General features: G+C 61.5%; 24 protein-coding genes. 19 read left to right on the top strand and 5 right to left on the bottom strand.

Going from position 1 to position 22,284, the window contains the following annotated elements; translation table 11 throughout:
* Positions 1–10 precede the first annotated feature (10 nt).
* The gene (locus BGE01nite_RS19185; RefSeq protein ID WP_146852638.1) at positions 11–475 is read left to right on the top strand and encodes an EVE domain-containing protein; all 465 of its coding nucleotides are present in this window, start codon (positions 11–13) and stop codon (positions 473–475) included.
* A 6-nt stretch (positions 476–481) separates the two neighbouring features.
* Here the strand turns inward: BGE01nite_RS19185 and BGE01nite_RS19190 are convergent, their stop codons facing one another.
* Positions 482–1,075 (bottom strand): hypothetical protein, encoded by a 594-nt coding sequence (locus BGE01nite_RS19190; protein WP_146852640.1) that lies wholly within the window; start codon positions 1,073–1,075, stop codon positions 482–484.
* 160 nt (positions 1,076–1,235) lie between these two features.
* The gene (locus tag BGE01nite_RS19195) at positions 1,236–2,141 is read right to left on the bottom strand and encodes an SMP-30/gluconolactonase/LRE family protein (RefSeq protein WP_146852641.1); all 906 of its coding nucleotides are present in this window, start codon (positions 2,139–2,141) and stop codon (positions 1,236–1,238) included.
* On the opposite strand from BGE01nite_RS19195, the gene BGE01nite_RS19200 reads away from it, so the two are divergent.
* Genes BGE01nite_RS19200 through mtnP form a run of 5 tightly spaced genes read left to right on the top strand, consistent with a single transcriptional unit; the run spans position 2,140 to position 6,037 of the window.
* Positions 2,140–3,009 (top strand): MotA/TolQ/ExbB proton channel family protein, encoded by an 870-nt coding sequence (locus BGE01nite_RS19200; RefSeq protein WP_146852642.1) that lies wholly within the window; start codon positions 2,140–2,142, stop codon positions 3,007–3,009. The two genes, BGE01nite_RS19195 and BGE01nite_RS19200, sit on opposite strands and share 2 nt — an antisense overlap.
* 18 nt (positions 3,010–3,027) lie before the next feature.
* Positions 3,028–3,459, top strand: a complete 432-nt coding sequence (locus tag BGE01nite_RS19205; protein ID WP_146852644.1) for an ExbD/TolR family protein — start codon at positions 3,028–3,030, stop codon at positions 3,457–3,459.
* Between the two features lie 21 nt (positions 3,460–3,480).
* Positions 3,481–4,053 carry a peptide deformylase gene (gene def, locus BGE01nite_RS19210; RefSeq protein WP_146852646.1) on the top strand — a complete coding sequence of 191 codons (573 nt, stop codon included), beginning with the start codon at positions 3,481–3,483 and terminating at the stop codon, positions 4,051–4,053.
* Positions 4,054–4,067: 14 nt separating this feature from the next.
* The gene (locus BGE01nite_RS19215; RefSeq protein ID WP_146852649.1) at positions 4,068–5,147 is read left to right on the top strand and encodes a GNAT family N-acetyltransferase; all 1,080 of its coding nucleotides are present in this window, start codon (positions 4,068–4,070) and stop codon (positions 5,145–5,147) included.
* 20 nt (positions 5,148–5,167) lie between these two features.
* Positions 5,168–6,037: an S-methyl-5'-thioadenosine phosphorylase gene (gene mtnP / locus BGE01nite_RS19220; protein WP_146852651.1), complete on the top strand. Its 870-nt coding sequence runs from the start codon at positions 5,168–5,170 to the stop codon at positions 6,035–6,037.
* A gap of 4 nt (positions 6,038–6,041) precedes the next feature.
* Here the strand turns inward: mtnP and BGE01nite_RS19225 are convergent, their stop codons facing one another.
* The 3 genes from BGE01nite_RS19225 to BGE01nite_RS19235 form a co-directional block, all read right to left on the bottom strand.
* Positions 6,042–7,835 (bottom strand): FecR domain-containing protein, encoded by a 1,794-nt coding sequence (locus BGE01nite_RS19225; protein WP_146852653.1) that lies wholly within the window; start codon positions 7,833–7,835, stop codon positions 6,042–6,044.
* A gap of 4 nt (positions 7,836–7,839) precedes the next feature.
* On the bottom strand, positions 7,840–8,826 hold the full coding sequence (locus BGE01nite_RS19230; RefSeq protein WP_218033039.1) for a TonB-dependent receptor: 987 nt from the start codon (positions 8,824–8,826) through the stop codon (positions 7,840–7,842).
* 116 nt (positions 8,827–8,942) lie between these two features.
* Positions 8,943–10,031, bottom strand: coding sequence for a mannose-1-phosphate guanylyltransferase (locus tag BGE01nite_RS19235; protein WP_246145761.1), 1,089 nt, complete (start codon positions 10,029–10,031; stop codon positions 8,943–8,945).
* Between the two features lie 76 nt (positions 10,032–10,107).
* Between BGE01nite_RS19235 and BGE01nite_RS19240 the strand changes: the two genes are divergently transcribed.
* From BGE01nite_RS19240 to BGE01nite_RS19300, 13 genes are all read left to right on the top strand, one after another.
* Positions 10,108–10,425 carry a hypothetical protein gene (locus BGE01nite_RS19240; protein WP_146852657.1) on the top strand — a complete coding sequence of 106 codons (318 nt, stop codon included), beginning with the start codon at positions 10,108–10,110 and terminating at the stop codon, positions 10,423–10,425.
* 33 nt (positions 10,426–10,458) lie between these two features.
* Positions 10,459–10,830 (top strand): hypothetical protein, encoded by a 372-nt coding sequence (locus BGE01nite_RS19245; protein ID WP_146852659.1) that lies wholly within the window; start codon positions 10,459–10,461, stop codon positions 10,828–10,830.
* A 380-nt stretch (positions 10,831–11,210) separates the two neighbouring features.
* Positions 11,211–12,278, top strand: coding sequence for a 3-deoxy-7-phosphoheptulonate synthase (locus tag BGE01nite_RS19250; protein WP_146852661.1), 1,068 nt, complete (start codon positions 11,211–11,213; stop codon positions 12,276–12,278).
* 12 nt (positions 12,279–12,290) lie between these two features.
* Entirely contained in the window at positions 12,291–13,292 is a 1,002-nt protein-coding gene (locus tag BGE01nite_RS19255) for a bifunctional heptose 7-phosphate kinase/heptose 1-phosphate adenyltransferase (RefSeq protein WP_146852663.1), read from the top strand.
* An 8-nt stretch (positions 13,293–13,300) separates the two neighbouring features.
* Positions 13,301–13,876 carry a D-sedoheptulose 7-phosphate isomerase gene (locus BGE01nite_RS19260; RefSeq protein WP_146852665.1) on the top strand — a complete coding sequence of 192 codons (576 nt, stop codon included), beginning with the start codon at positions 13,301–13,303 and terminating at the stop codon, positions 13,874–13,876.
* Positions 13,877–13,908: 32 nt separating this feature from the next.
* A complete protein-coding gene (locus BGE01nite_RS19265) occupies positions 13,909–14,724 on the top strand; it encodes an FkbM family methyltransferase (protein ID WP_146852667.1) in 816 nt (271 codons plus the stop codon).
* Positions 14,725–14,726: 2 nt separating this feature from the next.
* Positions 14,727–16,028, top strand: a complete 1,302-nt coding sequence (locus tag BGE01nite_RS19270) for a flippase (protein ID WP_146852669.1) — start codon at positions 14,727–14,729, stop codon at positions 16,026–16,028.
* A 30-nt stretch (positions 16,029–16,058) separates the two neighbouring features.
* Positions 16,059–17,654: a hypothetical protein gene (locus BGE01nite_RS19275; protein ID WP_146852671.1), complete on the top strand. Its 1,596-nt coding sequence runs from the start codon at positions 16,059–16,061 to the stop codon at positions 17,652–17,654.
* Positions 17,651–18,706 (top strand): glycosyltransferase family 9 protein, encoded by a 1,056-nt coding sequence (locus tag BGE01nite_RS19280; protein WP_146852673.1) that lies wholly within the window; start codon positions 17,651–17,653, stop codon positions 18,704–18,706. Before BGE01nite_RS19275 ends, BGE01nite_RS19280 begins: the two co-directional genes overlap by 4 nt.
* Positions 18,707–18,728: 22 nt before the next feature.
* Positions 18,729–19,556 (top strand): FkbM family methyltransferase, encoded by an 828-nt coding sequence (locus BGE01nite_RS19285; RefSeq protein ID WP_170266899.1) that lies wholly within the window; start codon positions 18,729–18,731, stop codon positions 19,554–19,556.
* Between the two features lie 24 nt (positions 19,557–19,580).
* Positions 19,581–20,750, top strand: coding sequence for a glycosyltransferase (locus tag BGE01nite_RS19290; RefSeq protein WP_146852677.1), 1,170 nt, complete (start codon positions 19,581–19,583; stop codon positions 20,748–20,750).
* A gap of 5 nt (positions 20,751–20,755) precedes the next feature.
* Positions 20,756–21,484, top strand: coding sequence for a methyltransferase domain-containing protein (locus BGE01nite_RS19295; protein ID WP_146852679.1), 729 nt, complete (start codon positions 20,756–20,758; stop codon positions 21,482–21,484).
* Positions 21,481–22,284, top strand: coding sequence for an FkbM family methyltransferase (locus BGE01nite_RS19300; RefSeq protein ID WP_146852681.1), 804 nt, complete (start codon positions 21,481–21,483; stop codon positions 22,282–22,284). Before BGE01nite_RS19295 ends, BGE01nite_RS19300 begins: the two co-directional genes overlap by 4 nt.

The following is a 22,284-nucleotide window of genomic DNA, read 5'->3' on the forward strand; positions in this document are numbered from 1 at the left end:
TCATACCACCATGTCCCACTGGCTGCTCAAATCTGAACCCGACGTCTTTTCCTTCGAACACCTCAAGGCGCGCCCGAAGAAAACCGAGCCCTGGAACGGGGTGCGCAACTACCAGGTGCGGAACATGATGCGTGATGACATGGCCATGGGTGATCTCGGCTTCTTTTATCACTCGAGCTGTGAGGTGCCGGGCATTGCGGGCATCGTCAAAATTGTCAAAGAGGCCTACCCTGATCACACGCAGTTTGATCCTTCGTCCGAATACTTCGACAAGGGCAGCAAGCGCGAGGAACCACGCTGGCTCATGGTGGATGTGAAGTGGGAGGCGGACTTTAAGAACTTCGTCACGCTGGAGATGCTGAAGGCGGACCCGAAGCTGGCAGACATGCTAATTCTGCGCCGTGGCAACCGGCTCTCCATCACGCCGGTGGAGAAGGCGCATTGGGACCGCATCTGCAAGCTCGGCGGCCTGTGATTCTGATCAGGGTGTCACCACGACATCCTTCACGCTCAGAGTGCCGAAGCTGAAGCCCACGCTGAGGTTGGCTTTCTTCTGGGCATAGGAGGCATGCTCATAGGTCTTCTCGAAGTCGCCGATCTTCACCGTGGCCTTCGGTCCGCGCAGCGTCACGGTCACGGGCACCCATTCACCGGGCTTCAAGGTGAGCGTCTTTTCCTGGCCCGTGGAGATGGACTTGTGGTCCTTGGAATCCGTGGGGAAGGCACGCACTGCCGTCCCGAGGGCTGAGGTGCCAAAGCGGAAGACATGACCGTCCGCGCTGTTGCAGGTGAAGACCACCGTCTTCACCGCTGCATCAGCTTTGTAGCTGAAGTGGATGGTGGCATCGGTATAGCTGAGGTCGTAGAAGATGATCGGACCGTGGTCCTTGTTCTTCTTGTAGAGTGCATCGTCCTGCGTGCAGGTGGCCGTGTTTCCTTCGAACTTCCATTCGCCGCGTGAGGCACGGCGTGACTCCAGCTTTGGAGCCGAGAAGTCATCTTTGAGCAGAGGAGCATCCACCGCGAAGGCCGAGCCAAGGAGCAGGAGACTGAGAGAAAGGGTGCGCAGGATCATGAGGCGCTGAGAACAGTGCATCCCTGTCCGATATTTCATCGGGTTCTTGCGCAGGGCTCTGCTCCCCTCATAGCCCAGGGCTTTTTACAGGATTAACAGGATCCCAGGATTAACAGGAAAGAAAATAATCATGTAAATCCTGTATAAACGACCGCGAACTTCACCGGAGCTTCCATTCACCCAGCCGCTGCCACTCCAGGCCCGGGCGATCCACGCGGAACTGCACCAGCTGGCCGTGCTCCATCTCGGTCACATAGATGGTTCGGCCATCGGGGCCGCCGAAGCAGAGGTTGGAGGGATTCTTCCCGGTCAGGGTGATCTCTTGCAGCACCTCGCCCTTCGGTGAAAGCTTCACCACGGTGCCTTTGCCATGGCGGGTGATGTAGAGATTCCCGTCCACGTCCACGCGCATGCCGTCGAAGCCATGATCGGGGAACTCCTTGATCAAACGCTTGCCGGTGAGGGCGCCATCGGGCTTCACGTCAAAGGCCCAGACCATGCGCTGGATGCTCTCATTCACATAGAGGGTCTTGCCATCGGGGCTGAGGTCAATGCCGTTCGTCGTGCCCATGTTCTCAGCCACCTTGGTGAACTTGCCCTCGCGGCTGATGTGCCAGATCTGTCCGGTCTTCTCCTTCCAGTTGGGATCGCTGGCATACAGGGTCCCGTCCGCAGCCATGCAGAGATCGTTCGGCTGGTTCATCGTCGGCTCATGGGCAAAGGTGGTGATCTCCTTCGTCTTCGGGTTCACCCGCAGGATGTTATGCCCGGTGTAGTCCGCCACATACATCATGCCGTCCGGACCAAAGCGGATGCCGTTGGCCTTGGTGGTCTTCGGCAAATCCACAAAGAGCTCCGCCTTGCCCTCGGGGGTGGTTTTCCCCAGCGTGTGCTCATTGCCGAACTTCACGCAGAAGATGTTCCCCTGCGCGTCACAGGCCGGACCTTCGATGCCGCCGGTGAACTGCCCCTCGGGGGTCAGCGCGCTGGCTTTGAACAGCGGCTCTTCGGCATGAGCGGGAAGACAGGTGAGGAGGGCAAGGACGGCGAGAAGGCGATGATGCATGGCAGGCCTACACCAACGGCTGGTCCGGCAGGCTCTTGTCGCGGCTTTTGCCGTGGGGTGGCCCGGAATGGCCCGGAAGGAGGAGCCGGAGGCCCAATTCTCCCTTGCGCCTCTGGGGCGAATCAAGGATACCTCCGGCCCGTTCCTGCCCATGAATGTGATCCTTCCCCTGCTCGCCTCCGCCGCCCAGCCCGCCACCTCTGGTCTGGGGCGTTTGCACGAGTTCCTCGCCACGGGAGGTTATGTGATGCTCATGATCGTCCTCTGCTCCTTCCTGGCAGTGACGGTGATCATCTCCGCCTGGCTGCGGCTGCGGGACCATCTGGTGCTGCCTGCCAGCGTCATGAGCCAGCTCCGCTCGCTGCCGAACTACGCCGCGAAAGGGGACATCAAGCCCCTGCAGGAGTTTCTGGACAAAGATGAATCCCTGCTGGCCAAGCTGGGCGCGCTGGCCATCAGCGGCACCTTTTCCTCCCGCCAGGAGTGCGTGGACACACTGACGGCCCGAGCCAAGGAAGAGCTGCACCACCTGGAGCGCGGCATCCCCATGCTGGAGGTGATGGTGACCGTGGCGCCGCTGCTAGGCCTGCTGGGCACCACCGCAGGTCTGGTGGGCATGTTCTCCGCCTTTGGCAGTGAAGGAGGGGCGGACACGAATGCCGTGGCGCGTGAGATCGGCGTGGCGCTGCGCTGCACCATCGCAGGTCTTTTTGTCGCGGTGCCCTCCGTGGTGGCACACACGTATTTCGTCCGTCGTCTGGACCAGGTGGGCGTGAGGCTGGAGTCCATCATGCACGAGACCATCCAGACCTTCTTCGCGCACTTCGAGGTGCAACGTTTGGGGAACAATGCCCAGGACCATTCCTGACCTAACTGAAAACGTGTCATGCAGCTCAACCTACGCCCCCGCCGACGTCCGGTGCCCGCGATTCCCATCGTGTCACTGATCGACATCATGGTGATCCTGCTGATCTTCTTCATCGCCACCACGACCTTCCGCGAGAAGAAGGTGCAGATGAAGATCAACCTGCCGCAGTCGCAGACGATGGGCGGGACGGAGGCTGCTGAAGAGGCCCGCAAGACCATCACGGTCACGCCCAACAAGGAGCTTTTTCTGGATGGCAGCCCGGTGAATGTGGACAAGCTGGCGGCGGAACTGAAGAGCCTCAGGGCGGCGAATCCCAAGGCAAAGCTCGAGCTCCAGGCTGACACGGAAACACCGCTGGGAATGCTGGTGAAGATCTGGGATGCCCTGCGTGCCTCCGGCTTCTCCATCAATGATGTGCCGGCGCGCATCCAGCGGCCCGGGCAGAACTAACAAGCTTTCTTTTATCACACCATGGTCCTGAAAATCGTCCGATATCCCGAGCCCGTCCTGCGCGCGAAATGCCGTGAGGTCACTGAAGTCACGCCAGAGATCCGCCAGTTCGCGGCGGACATGATTGACACCATGCGTGCGGCGAACGGCGTGGGCCTCGCTGCTCCGCAGGTGGCTCGTGACATCCAGCTCGCGGTGATCGATGTCTCGCACAATCCGCAGTGCATCAGCTACCTGCGCATCAATGGTGAGGAAGTGGACATGGTGAAGCACATGCCGGTCATCTTCCTCAATCCGGTGCTGGAGCTCGGCAAGAACAAGGAATCTGACGAGGAAGGCTGCCTCAGCTTCCCGCGTCTGCGTGGTGACATCCGCCGCAGCATCGACGCCAAGGTCACCTTCAAAACCCTGGATGGAGAGACCCAGGTCTGGGAGACGGACGGCCTGCTGGCCCGTGCCTTCCAGCATGAGATCGATCACCTGAATGGCGTGCTCTTCATCGACCGCATGTCAGCCACGGCGAAGGTCACCCTGAAGCGCAGGCTGGCCCGTCTGATGGAAGAGTGGTCCGAGGACGACATCGGCGAAGACTAAGCTGAGGCGAGGCTATGATCACCGTCAACGCGCCGCATCCGCTGCTGCCTGGGATTGATCGTGCCCATGAGGCCGCGGAGGTGAATGCCTTTGGCAAGGATCGCGGCGCAGGCTTTTACGAGGCCTGTCATCTGCATGCGCAGACTCAGTGGCAGAAAGGTTTTCCGGCGAAGTGCATCCTGGCGCTGAACCGTGCGCTGAGCTGCACCCTGAGCGCGGATGAGCCGGTGATGCAGACGCATCCGCTGCCGTATCAGGCACTCGCGTGGATCCTGATGAACCGCCGGGAAGACCAGTTCACCGGCAATCCGCGCCGGCACTGGCAGCACCTCGCCACACGCATGGTGGAGCCTAACAAGGAATTGCGGAGGTGGCGTGCCTGGGCCTGCTGGTATCTCTCGAAGGAGATCCTGCCCGAGCTGGAGTTCCCGCCGGACTTCAAGCAGATCCGCGAGGAGGCTGTGCGCGAACCACGGCATGCGGAGATCGCAGAGCGGCTCGCAGCCTTGTCTCCCGCCGATGACCTGCAGCGCTGGGAAGACGCGCTCAACTGGGTGCGCGAACAGATGGGGCGGAGTACGTCTGAGGTCACCGAGTGGCGCATCCGCCGCATCGATGAGGGCGAGCTGCCGGTGATCCAAAAGCTGGCGCAGCGCATCTGGCCGGCGGTTTATCCCGGCATCATCACGCATGCGCAGATCGACTACATGCTCTCCGTCTGGTACCACCCTTCCGCGATGATGCGGGAAATGGAGCTGCGCGGAACGTGGTTTGCGCTCATCGAGGCCGCCGGGCATGGACCGGTGGGGTATCTTTCCTTCGAGCGCTATCCAGACACAGACATCTGTTTCATCAACAAGCTCTACCTCGCCCCTGAGATGCATGGGCAGGGTCTCGGCGCGAAGGCTTTGGAATGGATCCGTGAACGTGCGATCGAGATGGGATGCGCGCGCTTGCAACTGCGTGTGAACAAGGCGAATGCTCCAGGAATCCGCGCTTATCAGCGCGCAGGATTCACTTTCCTCGAAGATGTCACCACGGACATCGGCAACGGTTTCGTCATGGACGATTTTCGCATGGAGAAGATGATTTGAGCAGCTAGCATGAGGTCTGTATGACAGACCTCCCCCCCTCCATCGGCATCATCGGCGGCTCCGGACTTTATGATCTGGAAGGATTCGAGCAGCGTGAGGAGATCACAGTGGAGACACCCTTTGGCGCGCCTTCAGACAAGTTTGTCACGGGGCTCTATGCGGGCAGGCGTGTGTATTTCCTGCCTCGTCATGGCAAGGGTCACCGCATCCTGCCGACGGAGCTGAACCACCGTGCCAACATCTGGGCGCTGCGCTCTCTGAATGTGCGCTGGATCATCACCGTGACCGCGGTGGGAAGCCTGAAAGAGGAGTATCGTCCGCGTGATGTGATGCTGTTTGACCAGTTCTTTGACCGCACCAGCCGTCGTGAGCATCACACCTTCTTCGGGAATGGCATCGTGGGTCATGTGGCCTTTGCAGATCCGATCAGCGAAGGGCTGCGCAGCCTGCTGAGCGAGGCGGCGAAAGCCGCGGGTGCACGTGTGCATGATGGCGGCACCTATGTGAACATGGACGGCCCGGCCTTCTCCACGCGTGCGGAATCGAATGCGAACCGACAGCTTGGTTTTGATGTCATCGGCATGACGAATCTGCCGGAGGCCAAGCTCGCGCGTGAGGCGGAGATCGCGCTCGCCACGCTGGCGATGATCACGGATTACGACTGCTGGAAAACTGATGAAGCGCATGTGACCGCTGACGCGGTGATGGCGCATGTGTCGGCCAATGCCGCGATGGCGAAGCAAGTGATCGCGCGTGTGATTCCCCGGATTCCTGCCGAGCCCTCATGGTCCGAGCACCAGGCCTTGAACGGCGCGCTCATGACGGATCGCAAGCTCTGGCCTCAAGCGACGATCGACAAGCTGGGTCCGATCCTGGCGAGGTTCCTTTGATTGATCAAAACCCCGGCTTATCCGGTGAATTGTAAGGCAGCACGTTCGGTGCGGTTCCACCCGGGATGGTGTTGGTGCGGGTGGTGATGGTGCCGAAGCCGGGCTTGTTAAAGTTGTCCTGCCCCGGATTCACAAAGATGTCCACGATGCCGGTGGAGGTCACAGTGCCACCGAGGTCCACCTGCACGGCGCGTGCGGAGAAGATGGAGCGCGGACTGTCGATGACCACATTGCCCCGGAAGCGCAGCATGGAGGCACCGGCGGCATAGAATTTCAGCACGGTGCGCGCCACGAAGGATCCGCCATCCACAATCACCGCATCACCGCTGGCGCTGTGACCGCGTGCCTTGATGACATCTGCGTTGAGGTTGGAATTACGCAGCGTGAGCACATCACCGGTCTCGCCGGCATCCAGCACGATCTGTCCCGTGGTGGCGTTTGCCATCAGCGTGGAGTTATCGACAAGGATGGCACGGCCGCCGGAGTCAAACTTGATGCTGCCTGCCAGCGCGGCGATCTGGGAGGAATTGCGCACCGTGATGGTGGTCGGAGCCGTTGAGGTGCCGAGGGTGATGCCTTTCGGCGCGGTCACCGTGCTGCTGTCGATGCCGATGCGCTGATTGCCACCCCCGAGCGCACCCCGGGCTTCCACGGTGCCTGCTTCGAGCGTGCTGCCTTTCACACCGATGTCGAATTCACGGGTGCTGTCCGAGCCAAAGGCTCCCAGCGAGAGCCCTTCCGAGGCCTGGGTGCCATTGCCTGCTTTCAACGTGGCGTTCTGGATGTCCAGGGCACGGCCTTCGATCTCCAGCGCGGTGTTCGCCGGCGTGCTGACATTGGCACCCGGAAGGATGAGCAGGGTGTCATCCGCGTTGATGTTCAGCTTCTGGGGCGAGCCTCCATAGACGTCAGGGGCCACGGTGACATTGCCGCTGATGGTCGGGAGCGTGGTGCTGCCATCGTTTTCCAGCCGGCTGCGCATGTTCACCCGCATCGTTCGTGTCTTCGCCCCCTGGCGGGTGATGGTGACGTTGGAGAGAGAGGTGGTGTCACCTCCTGGCGGTAGATAGTTCTTCTCACCCACGATGGCGTTGGGATCGTCCAGATCGTTCACGAGCTGGAAGACCGTGACTTCCGGCGAGGCACCGCGAAGCGAGAAAGGCGTGCGCGTGACCATTCCATCATTCACCTCGCCCCCCTGGCCGGAGGCACTGGCCTGGATGAAGGGATCAGTAGGCGCCGGGCCGAGCGCACCGCCAGCGGTGAGCACAGATGTGGTCACAAGGCGGTTCAGATCCACCTCCACCGGATCAGGCAGGCGCTTGTCCGCCGGATTGATCACCAGCATCTGGCCTGCCTCAAGGGTCTCAAATTCACCTAACAAGGATTGCAGCGCCACGCGGATCCTGCCCTCCAGCACGGTGATCTTGATATAGCTGCCCGGCTGGTAGGCGATGAGCGCGGTGCCCTGCACCTGGAAGTTGTAGCCCGGGGCGGTGACCTTCACCGTGCCGCGCTTCCTGGCGCCGTCACTGCCCACCATCATCACGCCCTGCTTCAGGTTCACCTGGTCATCCTTGCCCACCTGGAACTGTGAGTTCGAGCCGAGGCGGACAAAGCCTTTGTCCAGCCGGATCTGGCTCTGGCTGGACTTCTTCGTGGCAAAGCTGGAGCCCGGCGGCAGTGCCTGCGCGGCCTTGGCGGATGCCCCGCCCTTCACGGCTTCCACCGTGGCGGCAGAAAGCGGGCTCACGATGGCCCAACCAACGATGCTGGAAAGAATGAGCTTTGTTTTCATAAGATCAGAACTCAAAGTGCGCGGTGAGGCCGGCTCCGATGATGAAGTTCTCGTAGTCGAAGGCGGGTCCAGAGGAGCGGTTGATGGTGTAGCTGCCGGTCACGCCGGCGCGCAGCCAGTCGGTGATGTTGTAGCTGACGTTCGCCATCATGACATGGTTCCAGTCCTGGCGCTCGCCGGTGCGGTACTGGTAGCGTGCGCCGCGGTAGCTGAGCTGCAGGCTCAGCGCATCCGTGAGGCGGAGCCTCCATCCCGTGAACAAACTATACTCATGCCGTCCGGCCGCCCAGGGCTCCGGCGCCGTGCTCCAGTCCGCATACAGACCGGCAAAGATCTGCTGGCCGCGCGAGATCTTCCAGGTCTTCTGCAGGCCCACGCTGGCCACATGATCGTCATAGAGCTTGGTGCCCAGGCCTGCCTCGGAGAGACGGTAGTAACTGTAGCGCGTGACCAGGAAGGTGTCCTTCAGCTTGGGCAGCAGGTACATGAGGCCGATGTCACCACGCCCCAGATCGAAGTCGAGATCCGTGTACTCGCTGTGTCTCACGGTATGGTAGTCCCAGGAGGCATTGAAGAAGAGATTTCCCACCACACGGTTGGAGTAACCCACACGGAAGCCCGTGCGCAGGTAGGTGTCCTCCTCCATGTTCTGGCTGCCGAGCGCCACGTTGTCTGTCCACAGTGTCTCGATGTCCGCCTCGAGGCTCCAGGGAGCCCAGCTGGCTTTGCGAATCAGGATGCGCTGCTCGCCATACTCTTCATCACCCGCCATGGTGGGCGCGGCAGGTGTGGAAGAGGCAGAGTCGTCATCTTCATCGGCCAGATTGCTGCCCCAGGCACCCTGGGCCACGCTTTGCTGCCGGGCCATGTCCGCCTGCTGCACATTGCTGGTGCTGTTTTGCGCCTGTGCCGCTCCGATGACCAGGCCGGTGAGGAGCATGATCAGAACGAAGAGCCGTGGGGAGCGGGGCAGGCCTGCAACAATGTTCATGAGGGGGATGCTGTCGGCTGCCCTTTTCCGATGAAAAGTCAGCCCTGACAAACTCCATCTACCGAAATGAACGCCCCAAATTACAGGCCTGTGGCAGTTCCCGCCGCAGCGGCATGCTACTTTAGTTCCTTCGGCAGCTGGTCGACCAGCTTCTTGATGTTTTCCGCATGAGCGCGGCTGGTGATAAGCAGCGCGTCCTTCGTCGAGACGACGATGAGATCCTGCACGCCGAGGAGTGCCACATGCTGGCCCGTCTGGGAGAACACCAGATTGTTTGCCGCGCTGATCTGGGAGAGGGCGCAGTTGTGCTGGTTGCCTCCGCCATCCTTCTGCAGGTAGCGGCCCACGCTGGTCCAGTTCCCCACGTCATCCCAGTCAAAGGTGGCCTCCACATTCAGCACGCGGGAGGAGCGTTCCATGAGCGCGTAGTCGATGGAAAGCTTCGGCAGCTTGCCAAACTGTTTGTTCACCGTGGCCATGAAGTCCTTCGATCCGCGCAGCTCGGAAATGAAGTCCGCCAGGGCAGGGCAGTGGCGGCTCATCTCGCTGAAGATGGCCGGGATGGTCCAGATGAACATGCCGGCATTCCAGGTGAAGGTACCCTGGCTGATGAAGTGCTCCGCCAGATCCGGGTTCGGCTTCTCGCGGAAACGCACGACCTCGTACAGGCCGCCGCAGTCCACATTGAGGAGGGTCGCGCGGCGGCCACGCTCGATGTAGCCGAAGCTGGGGCAGGGCCAGGTGGGTTTCACGCCGATGGTGACCAGCGCGTTGCCGGACTCCGCAGCGTCCATGGCGGTGCTGAGCGTGCGCTGAAACTCCGCCTTGTTCTGAATGAGATGGTCCGCTGGTAGCACCATCATGGTGGCCGCGGGATCTCGGGCCACGACCCAGCCGACGGCCAGGGCGATGGCGGGCGCGGTGTCGCGCTTCTCCGGCTCGGCGATGATGTTTTCCTTTGGCAGATCGGGGAGGAGGGCGCGCACACCGGCTTCCTGGGTCTTGTTGGTCAGGACGAGGATGTTTTCCTTGGGGACCAGCCCGTCGAGGCGCTCCACCGTCATCTCAAGGAGGGTCTTGTCGCCAAAAAGCTTCAGGAGCTGCTTGGGCAGGGCATCCCGGCTGATGGGCCAGAAGCGCTGGCCGCTGCCTCCGGCGAGAATGAGAGCATATCGAGAAGTCGGCGCGTGGGTGATTGAAGGCACGCCGGATCATGGAGCAGTCCTGGAAGCGGGCAAATTCCACTTTGGAGAATGTGCGGATCTGCTATCGTAATGCGTCATGCCTCCTGAAACATCCGTCGAAAGTCGCTACGAAGCCTATGCCAACGTCATCGCTCCCGCCGCCGCCGGCTGCGCGCTGGGCATCCTTTTTGGCCGTGGCATGAGCCGTAGCTCCTCCAACATTATCTCCCTCGCGCTGCTGGCTGCGAGCGCTGTTGTCGCCGCACCCGTGATCACTGATCTGGTCGGCCGCACCACGAACAGCCCGCGCACAGACCGTGGCAGCCGCCGCCGTCTGGACGGCATCCGCACGAACTCGACCGAAGACGAGCTGAAGGCCTTCTTCGTCGACTCCCCGGACGCTTTGGTGCCCTGAGATTCCCGCCCTCCCATCTCCTCCACAACCTGCATGACCAAATCCATCGCCCTGCTCCCACTCCTGGCACTCGCCCTCGCGAGCTGCTCCTCCGGTGAAAACGACGGCCGTAAGTATTACACGAACAACTCGTCCCCCATCGCCGGAAAGATGGGCGTGACCTACCGCCGTGTTAAGGCTGACAACCCGCCGCCTGCCTCTGAAACACCAGCCCAGCCTAGGACCGCAGAGTCTGACGGCCTCCTCGGCGTGCTGACCGGCGGTCACAGTGATGAGCCAGCAGGCCTTCTGGACCGCAATGAGAAGCCGGATGAACCCGGTGCTCAGTATTGGATGCACGCCCGGCAGTCCCCAGACCCGATTGCCGGGAAAATGGGTGTCCGCGTGACCCGCCTGAAGAAGTGAGCGACCTGCCCCAGCCCTGAATCTCCGAGGTGCGCACGAAAGTGCGCACCTTTTTTTGTGCCTGGAGTCCGCTGGAACGGGGAAGGGAAATTCCTCAGAAAATCCTCGCTCAATTGTAATATAAACCTTTCCAAAATAAATGAATGACTCTAAATTCCGTAATTCATAGAATCCGCATGACCACCGCCTCCCAGCGCTGGGCAGACACCGGACAGGGCTTTTGCCCTTCCTCTGCGGACTGCACCACGGCGCGAGCGGTGGCAGCGCAAGCTGCCTGACCGAGGGCGGCAGCTACCTCGAAAATCAACCCCCTCTTGCCAAGCGGACAAAAGCGCCCACTTTGCGCCCCTTTTTCGCCAATCTGCCCCTTCCTTTAGTTCGTGAGCACGTCCCATCCTATCGATGACCTCCGCGTGGCGGAGATCCTGCCTTTGATCCAGCCAGCGCTGCTGATGCACGAGCTGCCCATCAATGAGACAGGCGCGGCCTTTATCGAGAGCTCCCGCCGCCAGGCTGAAGACATCCTGAACCGCAAAGATGGCCGTCTTCTCGTGGTCACCGGCCCCTGCTCCATCCATGATCACAAGTCGGCGCTCGAGTATGCCGCGCTGATCCGTGAAGCCCGAGCGAAGTACAGCGCAGACCTGGAGATCTTCATGCGCGTGTATTTTGAGAAGCCGCGCACCACGGTGGGCTGGAAGGGTTTCATCAACGACCCGCATCTCAACGAGAGCTATGACATCAACACCGGCCTGCGCGAGGCGCGCAGCCTGCTGATCGAGCTCACCCGCATGGGCGTGCCTTCCGCCACGGAGTTTCTGGACGTGATCACGCCGCAGTACATCGCAGACGTGGTGTCCTGGGGCGCCATCGGCGCGCGCACCACTGAGAGCCAGGTGCATCGCCAGCTCGCCTCCGGCCTCTCCATGCCGGTCGGATTCAAGAACGGCACGGATGGTGGTGTGCAGGTGGCCCTGGACGCCATCCAGGCCGCCGCAGGCCAGCATTGCTTCCTCTCCGTGACGAAGGACGGCGTGGCCGCCATCGTGAAGACGAAGGGCAACAACGCCTGCCATGTCATCCTGCGCGGTGGCAAGGCCGGACCGAATTTCGATGCGGCCCCCATTGATGCCGTCGTGAGCCAGCTCACCGCGCGTGGCTTGCCAGCCAGCGTGATGGTGGACTGCAGCCATGGCAACAGCTTGAAGGACTACCGCAAGCAGCCGCTCGTCAGCGCCTCGCTCTCCGAGCAGATCTCCGCAGGCAGCAAATCCATCACCGGTGTGATGATCGAGAGCCATCTCGTCGAAGGCCGCCAGGACGCGAAGCCCGGCCAGCCGCTGACCTATGGCCAGAGCATCACGGATGCCTGTGTGAACTGGGCTGCCACCGAGACCATGCTGGACGAGCTCGCTGCCGCTGTGCGTGCCCGCCGCGCCAAAGGCTAATTCATCTCTGCCATGCTCACCACCGCCACTGCCCGTGACGCCATCGAGCGCATGCCGGGCTGCCGTATCCTCGTCATCGGGGATGTGATGCTGGACCATTTCATCTGGGGTGCGGTGCGCCGCATCTCACCGGAGGCCCCTGTGCCTATCGTCGAGGTCACGAAGGAGACCACCTTCCCCGGTGGTGCGGCCAATGTGGCGCGCAATCTTTCCGCCTTTACCCCGCATGCCTATCTCATGGGCCGTGTCGGCAAAGATAGTTCGGCGAACGAGCTGAAGCGCCTGCTCAAGGAGGAAGGTGTGAACACCGACCCCATGCTGGAAAGCGACACCCTGCCCACCATCGCCAAGACGCGCATCATCGCCCGTCAGCAGCATGTCGTGCGTGTGGATCGCGAGACCATTGAGAAGCTCAGCGGGGAGGAGTTGAAGCTGATCTCCAGCCGCCTTGAAGTCATGCTGCCGGATCTCGATGGCGTGATCATTGAGGACTATGGCAAAGGCTTCGTCACCCAGGCCTTCGCGGATCAGGTGATCGGTCTCTGCAAGGCTGCCGGGAAGCTGGTCACGGTGGACCCATCTCCGCACAATCCACTCAGTTGGAAGAATGCCTCGCTGGTGAAACCGAATCGTCTGGAAGCCTTTGCGGCGGCAGGCATTCAGGATCATCACAAGCTCATCCCGCCGCTTCAGGACAAACGTCTCCTCGAAGTCGGTGAAAAACTCCTCGCCCAATGGTCTGTCGGCAAGGTGCTCGTGACCCTCGGAGAGCAGGGCATGATCCTTTTCCAAACTGACAGCGCGCCGCATCACATCCCCACGCGCGCCCGTGAAGTTTACGATGTTTCCGGCGCTGGTGACACCGCCATCGCCTTCCTCACGCTGGCGCTTGCCGCCGGTCTGAGCGCTGAGGATGCCGCGGGCATTGCCAATCATGCGAGCGGCATCGTCGTGGGCAAGCTCGGCACGGCACGGGTGATGAAGGAAGAGCTTCTGCAATCTTTCGAAGACTAACCAAAACCATGTCTGAATTTGCCACCATGCTCAAAGGCCACATCGATGGCCATCTCGACACCATCAAGCGCCTCGACGACTGTGGTGCGGTGCTCAGTGCCATTGCCGATGCCTGGGTCACGGCCCTGAAGGCTGGTAAGAAAGTGATCTTCTTTGGCAATGGTGGCAGCGCTGCGGATGCGCAGCACCTCGCCGCGGAGCTGGTGGTGCGCTACCGCATCAACCGCCGCGCTTTGGGAGCCATCGCGCTGACCACGGACACCTCCATCCTCACCGCGCACAGCAACGACTACGGCTTTGAGACCGTCTTCGCCCGTCAGGTGGAGGCGCTCGCACAGCCGGGAGATGTCGTCGTCGGTATCTCCACCTCCGGCACCAGCAAGAACGTCATCGCTGGACTTAAAGCAGCCCGCGAGAGCGGCTGTGTGGTGGTGAGCTTCACCGGTCAGAATGGCGCGGACTGCGCCGCACTGGCGGATCATGCTTACTGCGTGCCTTCACCGATCACCGCCTATGCCCAGGAGTGCCATCTGATGGCCGGGCACGTGCTCTGTGAGTTCGTGGAAGCAGCTTTCCGAGACTGACGTCACGACCTGCGGTCGTGTCCCATCTTCCTATGAGTACCAAGGCCCGGCTTCATCTGGAGAAACTGCGCTTTGCCTGGCATGTGGGAGCCAGTTTTGCCGACCGGCTCAGGTTGTGCTGGCTGCTTTCCAAGCACATCGCCGTGAATCGCGGCCTGACACGGCATTCCCGTGAGGCTGAGGAGTATCGCATCCGCTATGCGGGGAAGGAGACCTCTGTCGTCCTGCGGGACAACCTCACGGACGGCCTCATCTTCCAGGATGTGTTCGGCATCGAGTGTTATGCCTTTAGAGCCCAGGTCCAGCCTCCGAAATGCCTCGTGGATGCAGGTGCCAACATCGGCATGGCCTCTCTGTATTTTTCCCTCCGGCATCCAGAGGCCACGGTCCATAGCTTTGAGCCCGTGGAGCATGTCATGTGCCGTCGCAATGCGCGTCATGTGCATCCTCATGCGCTCGGAAAAGAGCCGGGGCAGCTTCATATCCTGATCGATCCGTTGAACAGTGGTGGTCATCGCCTAACCATCTATGATCAGGATTCAACGCTGGAGCGTCTGGAGGTGAAGGTGGAGCGTCTGGATCATCTCATCGACAGCGGGGGCCTGCCGGCGCCGGACTGGATGAAGATCGATGCCGAGGGCGCGGAATGCGATATTTTGGAAGGACTGGGCCGTCACCTCTCCGCCCTGCGTGTGCTGCTCGCGGAGACCCAGTCACGTGCGAATCATGAATGGATCGTCGAACGTCTGCGCAGCTCGGGCTTCGCGCGCATCGACGAGCACATCCTGCACCCGGATGCCAGCCAGCCGCATGAATCATACTCCATCATTCACGCCCACAGGGACTGATCATGGGAGGAAACCTCAAACGCAGCGCCGTGTGGATGCTCGGCAGCCATGTCATGCGGCTGCTGGTGGGCTTCTTCCTCGGCACCTGGGTGGCGCGTGTGCTGGGTCCTGTGGAGTTCGGCATCCTGGCCACTGGCACGGCCGCCGTGGCCGTGGCGCACAGCGTGGCCGAGCTGGGCATCCGGCAGTTTTTGCTGAAGGAAGTGGGCCGCCGGAAGCGCAGCGGCGCGGTGATCGCAGGCACCATCATGCGGCTCTGGATGATGACCGGCGTGCTGGCAGCGCTCGGCCTAACGATTTGGAATACCATCACCGGGGCGCTGCCCTGGCTGGTCCTTGTGGCCATGGTGGTGCCGCTGCTGTGTATCAGCCTGAGTGTGCACAACAACTGGGAGGAGAGCTGCCACCGGGCGGATGTCTCCGCACGCAATCAATTGACCGGTTATCTCGTGGCCGCAGGCGCCCGGCTGGTGGCGCTGCTCACGGTGCCAAAGCTCGCGGTGATCTCGTGGACCTTTTCTTTGGAGACCGTGCTCGGCGGTCTGCTCGGCTTGCGCACGAAGCGTCAGCATGGACCTGCAGGCCGTTGGAACGGGCGGGTGGCACGCATCGTCCTGTCGCGCGGAATGCCGCTGTTTTTAAGCCAGGCAGGGATGCTTCTTCTGCTGCGCATGGACACGCTCATGATTGAGGAAATCTCCGGCCGTCGCGAGGCAGGGATCTACGGTGCCGCCGTGCGCCTGAGCGAGCTGTGCTATGCGCTTTCCCCCATGCTGATCACGCTGATCCTGCCACGGCTGGGCAAGTCCCTCAGCCAGCGAGATGAGGACGGCTTCCGGAAGCTGAGTGCGAAAAGCGCGGGCCTGGGAGCCATGGCAGGTTTCAGCTCGGCCATCGGGCTCTGGCTCGTCGGCGGACTGTTTGTGCAGTGGCTCTTTGGCAGTGAGTATCTCGGCTCAGTGCCGGTGCTCATGATTCATTGCGTGGCTGCCATCCCGTTCTTCCTCGGCGAATGGCGCTCGGCCGTGCTGGTAGCGCTGGACAAGCCCGCATGGACGGCGCGCTTTGCCTGGCTGGCTGCTTTGTTGAACTTTTCGTTAAACCTTCTATGGATTCCGGATCACGGAGCGCTGGGCGCGGCTTGGGCCACCCTGACCAGTTATCTGGTGGGGGGCATGCTGGCCACCTGGTTCGTGCCTGAGCTACGCTGGCTGGCCAGGATGCAGGCCGGCGCCTTGCTGGAACCTTTCCGTTGTCTCGGGGCTCCCAGACGCTGGTGGCGGGAGATGCTCGCCACATTTTGAGTTCTTTTAACCGACGAGTTCTTTCACCTCATGAATGACGGACGCGGCACGAATCCCTTCTCCATGATGCTGGGCCTGGGACTGGCCTTGTATGCCATTATCTCGGTCACCCTCACCCAGGGAAATTCCATCAGCGAGCTGTGCCTGATGCTCATGCTCGGCGGGCTCTTGCTGAGCCTCACCTCTCCGCGCCTGGCCTTCACGGCCTGGATCATCACCTCCGGCTACATTGATCTGGTGAAGCGCCTCATGGTGCTCTCCGGCAGGGTGAGCCAGTCAGACCTCTATTATGTGCTGGGCATTCATCCGCTGATGCTCGGCGGCATCACCATCTCGCTGATCGTCGGTGCCATGCTGGGCCGCCACCGCCTGCGTCAGGCAGATTTGTTGCGGTTCATCGCGGCGCTGATGTTCATGGGTCTGGCAGCGCTTGTCTCCTGGCGTGAGAACGGGCTGCAGATGGGCACGGTGATGGCCGATGTGGCCAACTCCGGCTTCTACGCGATGCTGCTGTTTGTGGTGCCCCTGCTCATCAAGGATCTGGACGCGGTGCTGCGACTTCTCCGGCTCGTCGTCATCGCTTACACGCCGGTGGCGGTTTACGGCATCATCCAGCAGATTGTGGGATTCCAGGATTTCGAGATCGAGTACCTGCTCACGGGTCTCTCCATCGAGATCAAGCAGCTCCTGAGCAATGAGGTCCGTGCTTTCTCGACTCTGAACTCACCCACGGCGCTGGGATTCGGCTGCGGTGCCTGCCTCATTTTCTGCTACATCCTGGGCTGGCACCGCGACCAGAAGGCGGCCCAGTTCCGCTTCCCCAAGCTGCTCATCATCCTGATGATGGCGGCGTTTCTCGGCGGACTGGCCAGCGCCACCATGCGCTCCGCCTTCGTGCTTGTGCCAGTGGGCCTTCTGGGAAGCTGGCTGTTCTCCTCCCGGATCCGCACAAGGGTCTTCTACATGAGCATGGTCATAGGTTTTGTGGCCCTGGTGATCTCATCCAAATGGATGCTGCAGGTTTTGCCCCAGGCGATGGCCGCGATGGGGGATGTTTCGGGAGACTCGGTCTTCATGTCGCAGATGCTTCGCGTGGGGACGTACTATGAGCGCCTCATGGGTTTCTCCAACTGTCTGGCCAATCCGGCCGCCTACACCCTGACGGGATTTGGCGCGGAACGCGGGCGCGATTACGGGGACGAGTTCATGAACCATGACCCGCTGAGCAACATCCTCATCCGTTATGGTGCGCCAGCCTTGTTCCTGACGCTCTTCAGCATCTGGATGGCGCTCCGGGTGATGCACCGCAGTGTCTTGAGCCTGCCGGAAGGCGGCAGCCGGCGCACCGCCGCCCTCCTGCTCAGTGTGCCACTGGGCTACATGGTGGCCTCCGTGCTCCAGGGCAGCGTCTTCGGCACCTTCCCGCTCAATCTCCTGGCCTACCTCTGCCTGGGGCTCATCCAGTCCCTAGGACGCTCCATGCAGCCGGAGGCTTCACAGGTTCCTGCAGCACCACACATGGATTTCCGGCCGCCTCCCCGAAGCATGATGACCCAACCAAGAATGCTTCCACGGCCGGCGCCGGGTTCCTTTGCCGCGGGCAGGCGGCCGTTCACACCTCCGTGAAGATCGTCGTTCATCGGATCTGCGGCGTTGGAGACGCGGTGCAGATCACGCCTCTGCTCCAGCAGATGCGGCTGGACTGTCCGGACGCGGAGATCACTTTCATGACCAGCCAGAATGCGGCGGATGTGGTGCGTGGTGCTCCGTATGTGGACCACGTCGTGGCCATGCCTCTGGCCAGCGTCACTCCCGGCCGTGGCAACCCGTTTCTCTGGCACATGTGGTCACAGATTGCCGCGCAGGGTCCCATGGATCTTCTGGTGACACTGGATTCCCGCTGGGTGCACTCGGTCGGCGCCTGGACCGTGCGCGCCCGCCGTCGCGTGGGGCTCAGCACTGGGAAAAAATGGCGGCCTCATCCTTTTCACGATGTCCTCGGATATCCCGAGAATCCGCAGCATGAGACCCGCCATGCCAGCCAGGTTTTCCTGGAATTGTGGACCAAGGCCACAGCTCACGCGGATCGTGGTCTCTCCGCATCGCTTCCACATCTGGGGCTGGGTGATCCGCATGCGCGCTGGGACGGCGCGCTGGCAACACGCTATCTCTGCCTGGCTCCGGGCGCGGGGAACTGGCTGAACCCCGCGGACTACAAGCGCTGGCCTGCGCCGCACTGGCAGAGATTGATGACTCTGGCTGCCGAGGCTGGCTGGCAGACGGTGGTGCTCGGCACGGCGGGAGATTTCCCGCCCGAGCTGCTGCCTGAAGGCGCTCTGGATCTGACGGGCCGCACCACGCTGGCGGAGACCGCCAGTCTGCTGCGGCGGAGCGGTGGCTTCATCGGGCATGACTCGGGCTTGTTTCATCTGGCGTTAGGCCTGGATGTGCCTGCGGCCGCCTTCTTCGGCCCTACGCGTTCCGATCTCACCGGCCCTTTCCGCAAGCCGAGGTCACGTGTGCTGCGCGCCGCTGATGTTCCCTGTGCTCCGTGCTGCCATGCGCACTGCATCCTGCCAGATGCCGCCGCCCGCGCCTGGCATGGCGCGCCGCCCTGCATGGCCCGCATCCAGCCGGACCAGGCCTGGACCGAGATCCAGGGTTTCCTCGCTGCCTGATCACCCGCCCGCTCCTGATGAGATGAAGACCTCCCACCACCTCCTCCACATGCTGTGCCAGCGCTGGCCCTTTCTGCGCGGGCGCGATGCCATCCCCCGCCATTTCCTGAAGGATGACTTTGCCCAAAGCCTGGCTGCTTATGGCCCGTGGATCACCACACGTGATGGATGGGAGATGAAGGCCAACATGGGTGGTGACTACACGTCCCAGGTTCTCAAGCTCTTCGGTGAGCTGGAGCCTCTGACCAAGGCCTTCCTGTTGCAGCACCTGGGGCCGCGTGGTGTGTTCTTGGATATTGGCGCGAATGTCGGTTACTTCTCCCTGCTGCTGGCGCGGCACCAGCCGCAGTCCCGCGTCTTTGCCTTTGAACCCAACCCTGCCATCTCGACCCTTTTGGCGGATTCCATCGAGCGTGGCGGCCTGGGTGATCGTCTTTCCCTGCACACGTTCGCGGCTTCTGATTCCGTAGGCAGCGTCAGCTTCCGCGTCGAAGGAGACAACTCGGGGCATTCGCGGCTCGTCGGCGGACCGGAGTCCGCGGCATCTGCCGAACAAACTTTGCAGGTGGAAACGGTTCGCCTGGATGACTGGCTCCCGCCGCAGCTTGGAGGGCGCCAGATCCAGGTGGTGAAGATCGATGTCGAAGGCGCGGAGCTTCGCGTCCTCCGTGGCATGGAGAAGCTGCTGGCCCAGCACCGTCCCGCGCTCGTGGTCGAGGCCTATGACGAGCATCTGGCCGAATTTGGAGACAGTTGCGCTTCCCTGCGTTCCTGGCTGAAAGCCGCCGGTTATGTAGAAGAGGCCTTCTTGGGCGGGAACCTGCATCTGGTGCATCGCGACGCCCGCTGACGCAGCCTTTGATTTCTGAACAGCATGGACCGTCCCCGCCTGCTCATCATCAGCCACACGTACGCGGCCACGGAGAATCGTAAAAAGATCCAGGCCCTCGCGGCGCATTTTGACGTCGTGTGTGTGACCTCGGCGCTGGAGTCTCACCTCATCCTTGGACGTGCGGCTTCTGATTTCGATGATGATGGCGATGCAGCCACGCGCACCTATGAGCTGGTCCGCTGCCAGCGTAACACGCCTAACGAAACACGTTTCTATTATCGGGGGCTGTCCAAGGTCATGCAGAGCGGACGTCTTGATGTCATCCTCGTCGAGAATGAACCCTGGTCAGTCGTGTGCCTGCAGGCGCGGCTGCTGAAGTCTCTCCACCAGCCGCACGCATTGTTCGGCGTGTTTACCTGGGAGAACGTTGAACGCACGGGATTGAAGGGCTGGATCCTGGACAAGGTCTACCGGTTTGCCGCAGCCACCACGGACTTCTTCATTGCGGGAAGCCAGCGCACAGCGGCCATTTTGACCTCTCGCGGGATGCCTCTGGAGAAGATTCTAGTCGCCGGGCAGCTTGGTGTTGATCTGGCCAGTCACTCTCCTGCTCATGGAGATGAGAGAGAAGCGCTTCGTGGCGGTCAGGGCCTGCCGGAGAAGGCTTTCGTGGTCGGCTACTGCGGTCGCTGGGTGGAGGCCAAGGGTCTGCATGAACTGGTTTCCGCCTGTGATGGTATGAAGGCTGTGCATCTGGCGCTTCTCGGTGCGGGACCGCTCCATCCCTGGTTGGAGGAACAGGCGCGCACGCGGCCCTGGATGCATCTGCTCGGCGCGCGGCCTCATGCGGAAGTGCCTGATTTTCTGCGCTGCCTGGATGTCTTCGTTCTGGCCAGCAAACCCTACCACAAGGATGGGGAGAACTGGGAGGAGCAGTTCGGTCATGTCTTGATCGAGGCCATGGCCTGCCAGGTGGCCACGGTCGGTTCCAGCAGCGGTGCCATCCCGGAGGTGGTGGGCGAGCCGGAAGTGGTGTTTCCCTGGGGTGACGCGGGAGTGTTAAAACAAATTTTAGTTAGGCTGCAGGAAGATGCCGGCTTCCTGTCCGACATCGTGCGGCGCCAGTACCAACAGGTGCTTGAGAAACACACGCACGAGGCTCTCGCGACTCATTGGACCGCCTTCATTCGCAAGAACCTTCCCAGATCTTGACTAACATGCGTCGCTGCCTCCATCTCGCCGCTTCACGCTTTGAGCGCCTCTCGCGCCCGGCCACGGCTCTGCTCTGCCAGCCTGGATGGATTCATCTGGGCGAGCCGCCTATCGACTGGCCAGCTGAGGTGCGTGAGCAGATGCGTTTTGGAAACTGGACTGGCGCTACGCGTCTCTGGCTGGCCTCTCACTATCGCCGCCTGCGGCCACGCTACTCCGCGGAGGAGCTTGCGCAGCTTTATGCTGCCTGTGAGTTCCGCGAGTTCTTCTTCCAGGCTGGCGGACGGCTGGACTTTGAGGATGCGAGTTTTGATTTCATCGTCAGCGAGCACTTCTTCGAGCACCTGCAGCTTCCGGATGCGCTCGCGCTCATGAAGGAATGCCAGCGCCTCCTGCGTCCCGGTGGAGTCATCCGCACCAGCGTGCCGGATGCCGATCTGCGTGGTTATGCCCCTCCTGAGCCCCCGGGTTACCCGGGTGCCATCGTGCCCTGGGACCATCACCAAAAGCACAAGTCCCGCTGGAACGTGCACAGCTTCTCGGAGTTGTTACGCCTCGCCGGCTTGGAGCCACGGCCTATCCAATATTGCACCAGTGACCGGCAGTATCACGATGATTTGAAGCTGGCCGCCTCGGCAGATCCGCAGCACGCTGCCGCCGACTTGATTGCCACCACGGACTACTTCCGCCGCCTGCCGTCCCTGATCATGGATGGCATCAAACCACGGACATGATGAGAAGACTCCAGGACATGTGGCTTGGACTTCAGGATCTGCTGAAGTTTGATCACGTGGCTCATCTGCTGTCCCAGCGTCTGCTGGGTCGGGGTGCGGGCTGGACGGTCTACCGCAAAGACAAGCTCTGCTTCCTCGTGGATCACAGCGCCGGGGACCAGAACGGCACGCGCGACTGCCTGACGCAGCCAATGTATCGTGACCTGCTCAAGCTCTTGAAGCTGCCGAAATCACTGCGCGTGCTGGACCTCGGCTCGAACGGCGGCGGCTTTCCGCTGCTCTGCCTGGATGAAGGTCACAACATCACAGCACTCGCCTGTGTGGAGGTGAATCCCTGGACCTTCTCGCGTCTGTCTCTGAACATCATGCATAATGTGGGCCTTCATGCGAAGCTGATGAACGTCGCCATCGGCGGTCATGCGCGGCTGCTGCGTCTGCGCCTGTCTCGCGGCGGTACCGGTCATTCCATTTATGAAGGCTCCGCCTCGGGAGATGAAGTGGAGATCCGTGTCCGCAGTTTTGATGACATCTACACCGAGGCCTTTGGCGATGGGTTCGTGGATGTGTGCAAGATGGATGTTGAAGGCGCTGAGTATGAGACACTGCTGGAAGGTCACGCTGAGTCTCTCCGGAAGGTGCATCATCTCATCATCGAGATTCACGAGGCACCTGCGGAGAAGCAGCAGGCCCTGCGCACTCGTCTCCAGGCGCTGGGCTTGAAGCATGTCATGACCTCTCAGGCCCATGACGACGTGCATCTTTTCACCAACGAGACCTGGTCCGCGGGAGGTTCCGTTTGA

Source organism: Prosthecobacter gellanilyticus (genome assembly GCF_007992435.1).
GTDB lineage: Bacteria > Verrucomicrobiota > Verrucomicrobiia > Verrucomicrobiales > Verrucomicrobiaceae > Prosthecobacter > Prosthecobacter gellanilyticus.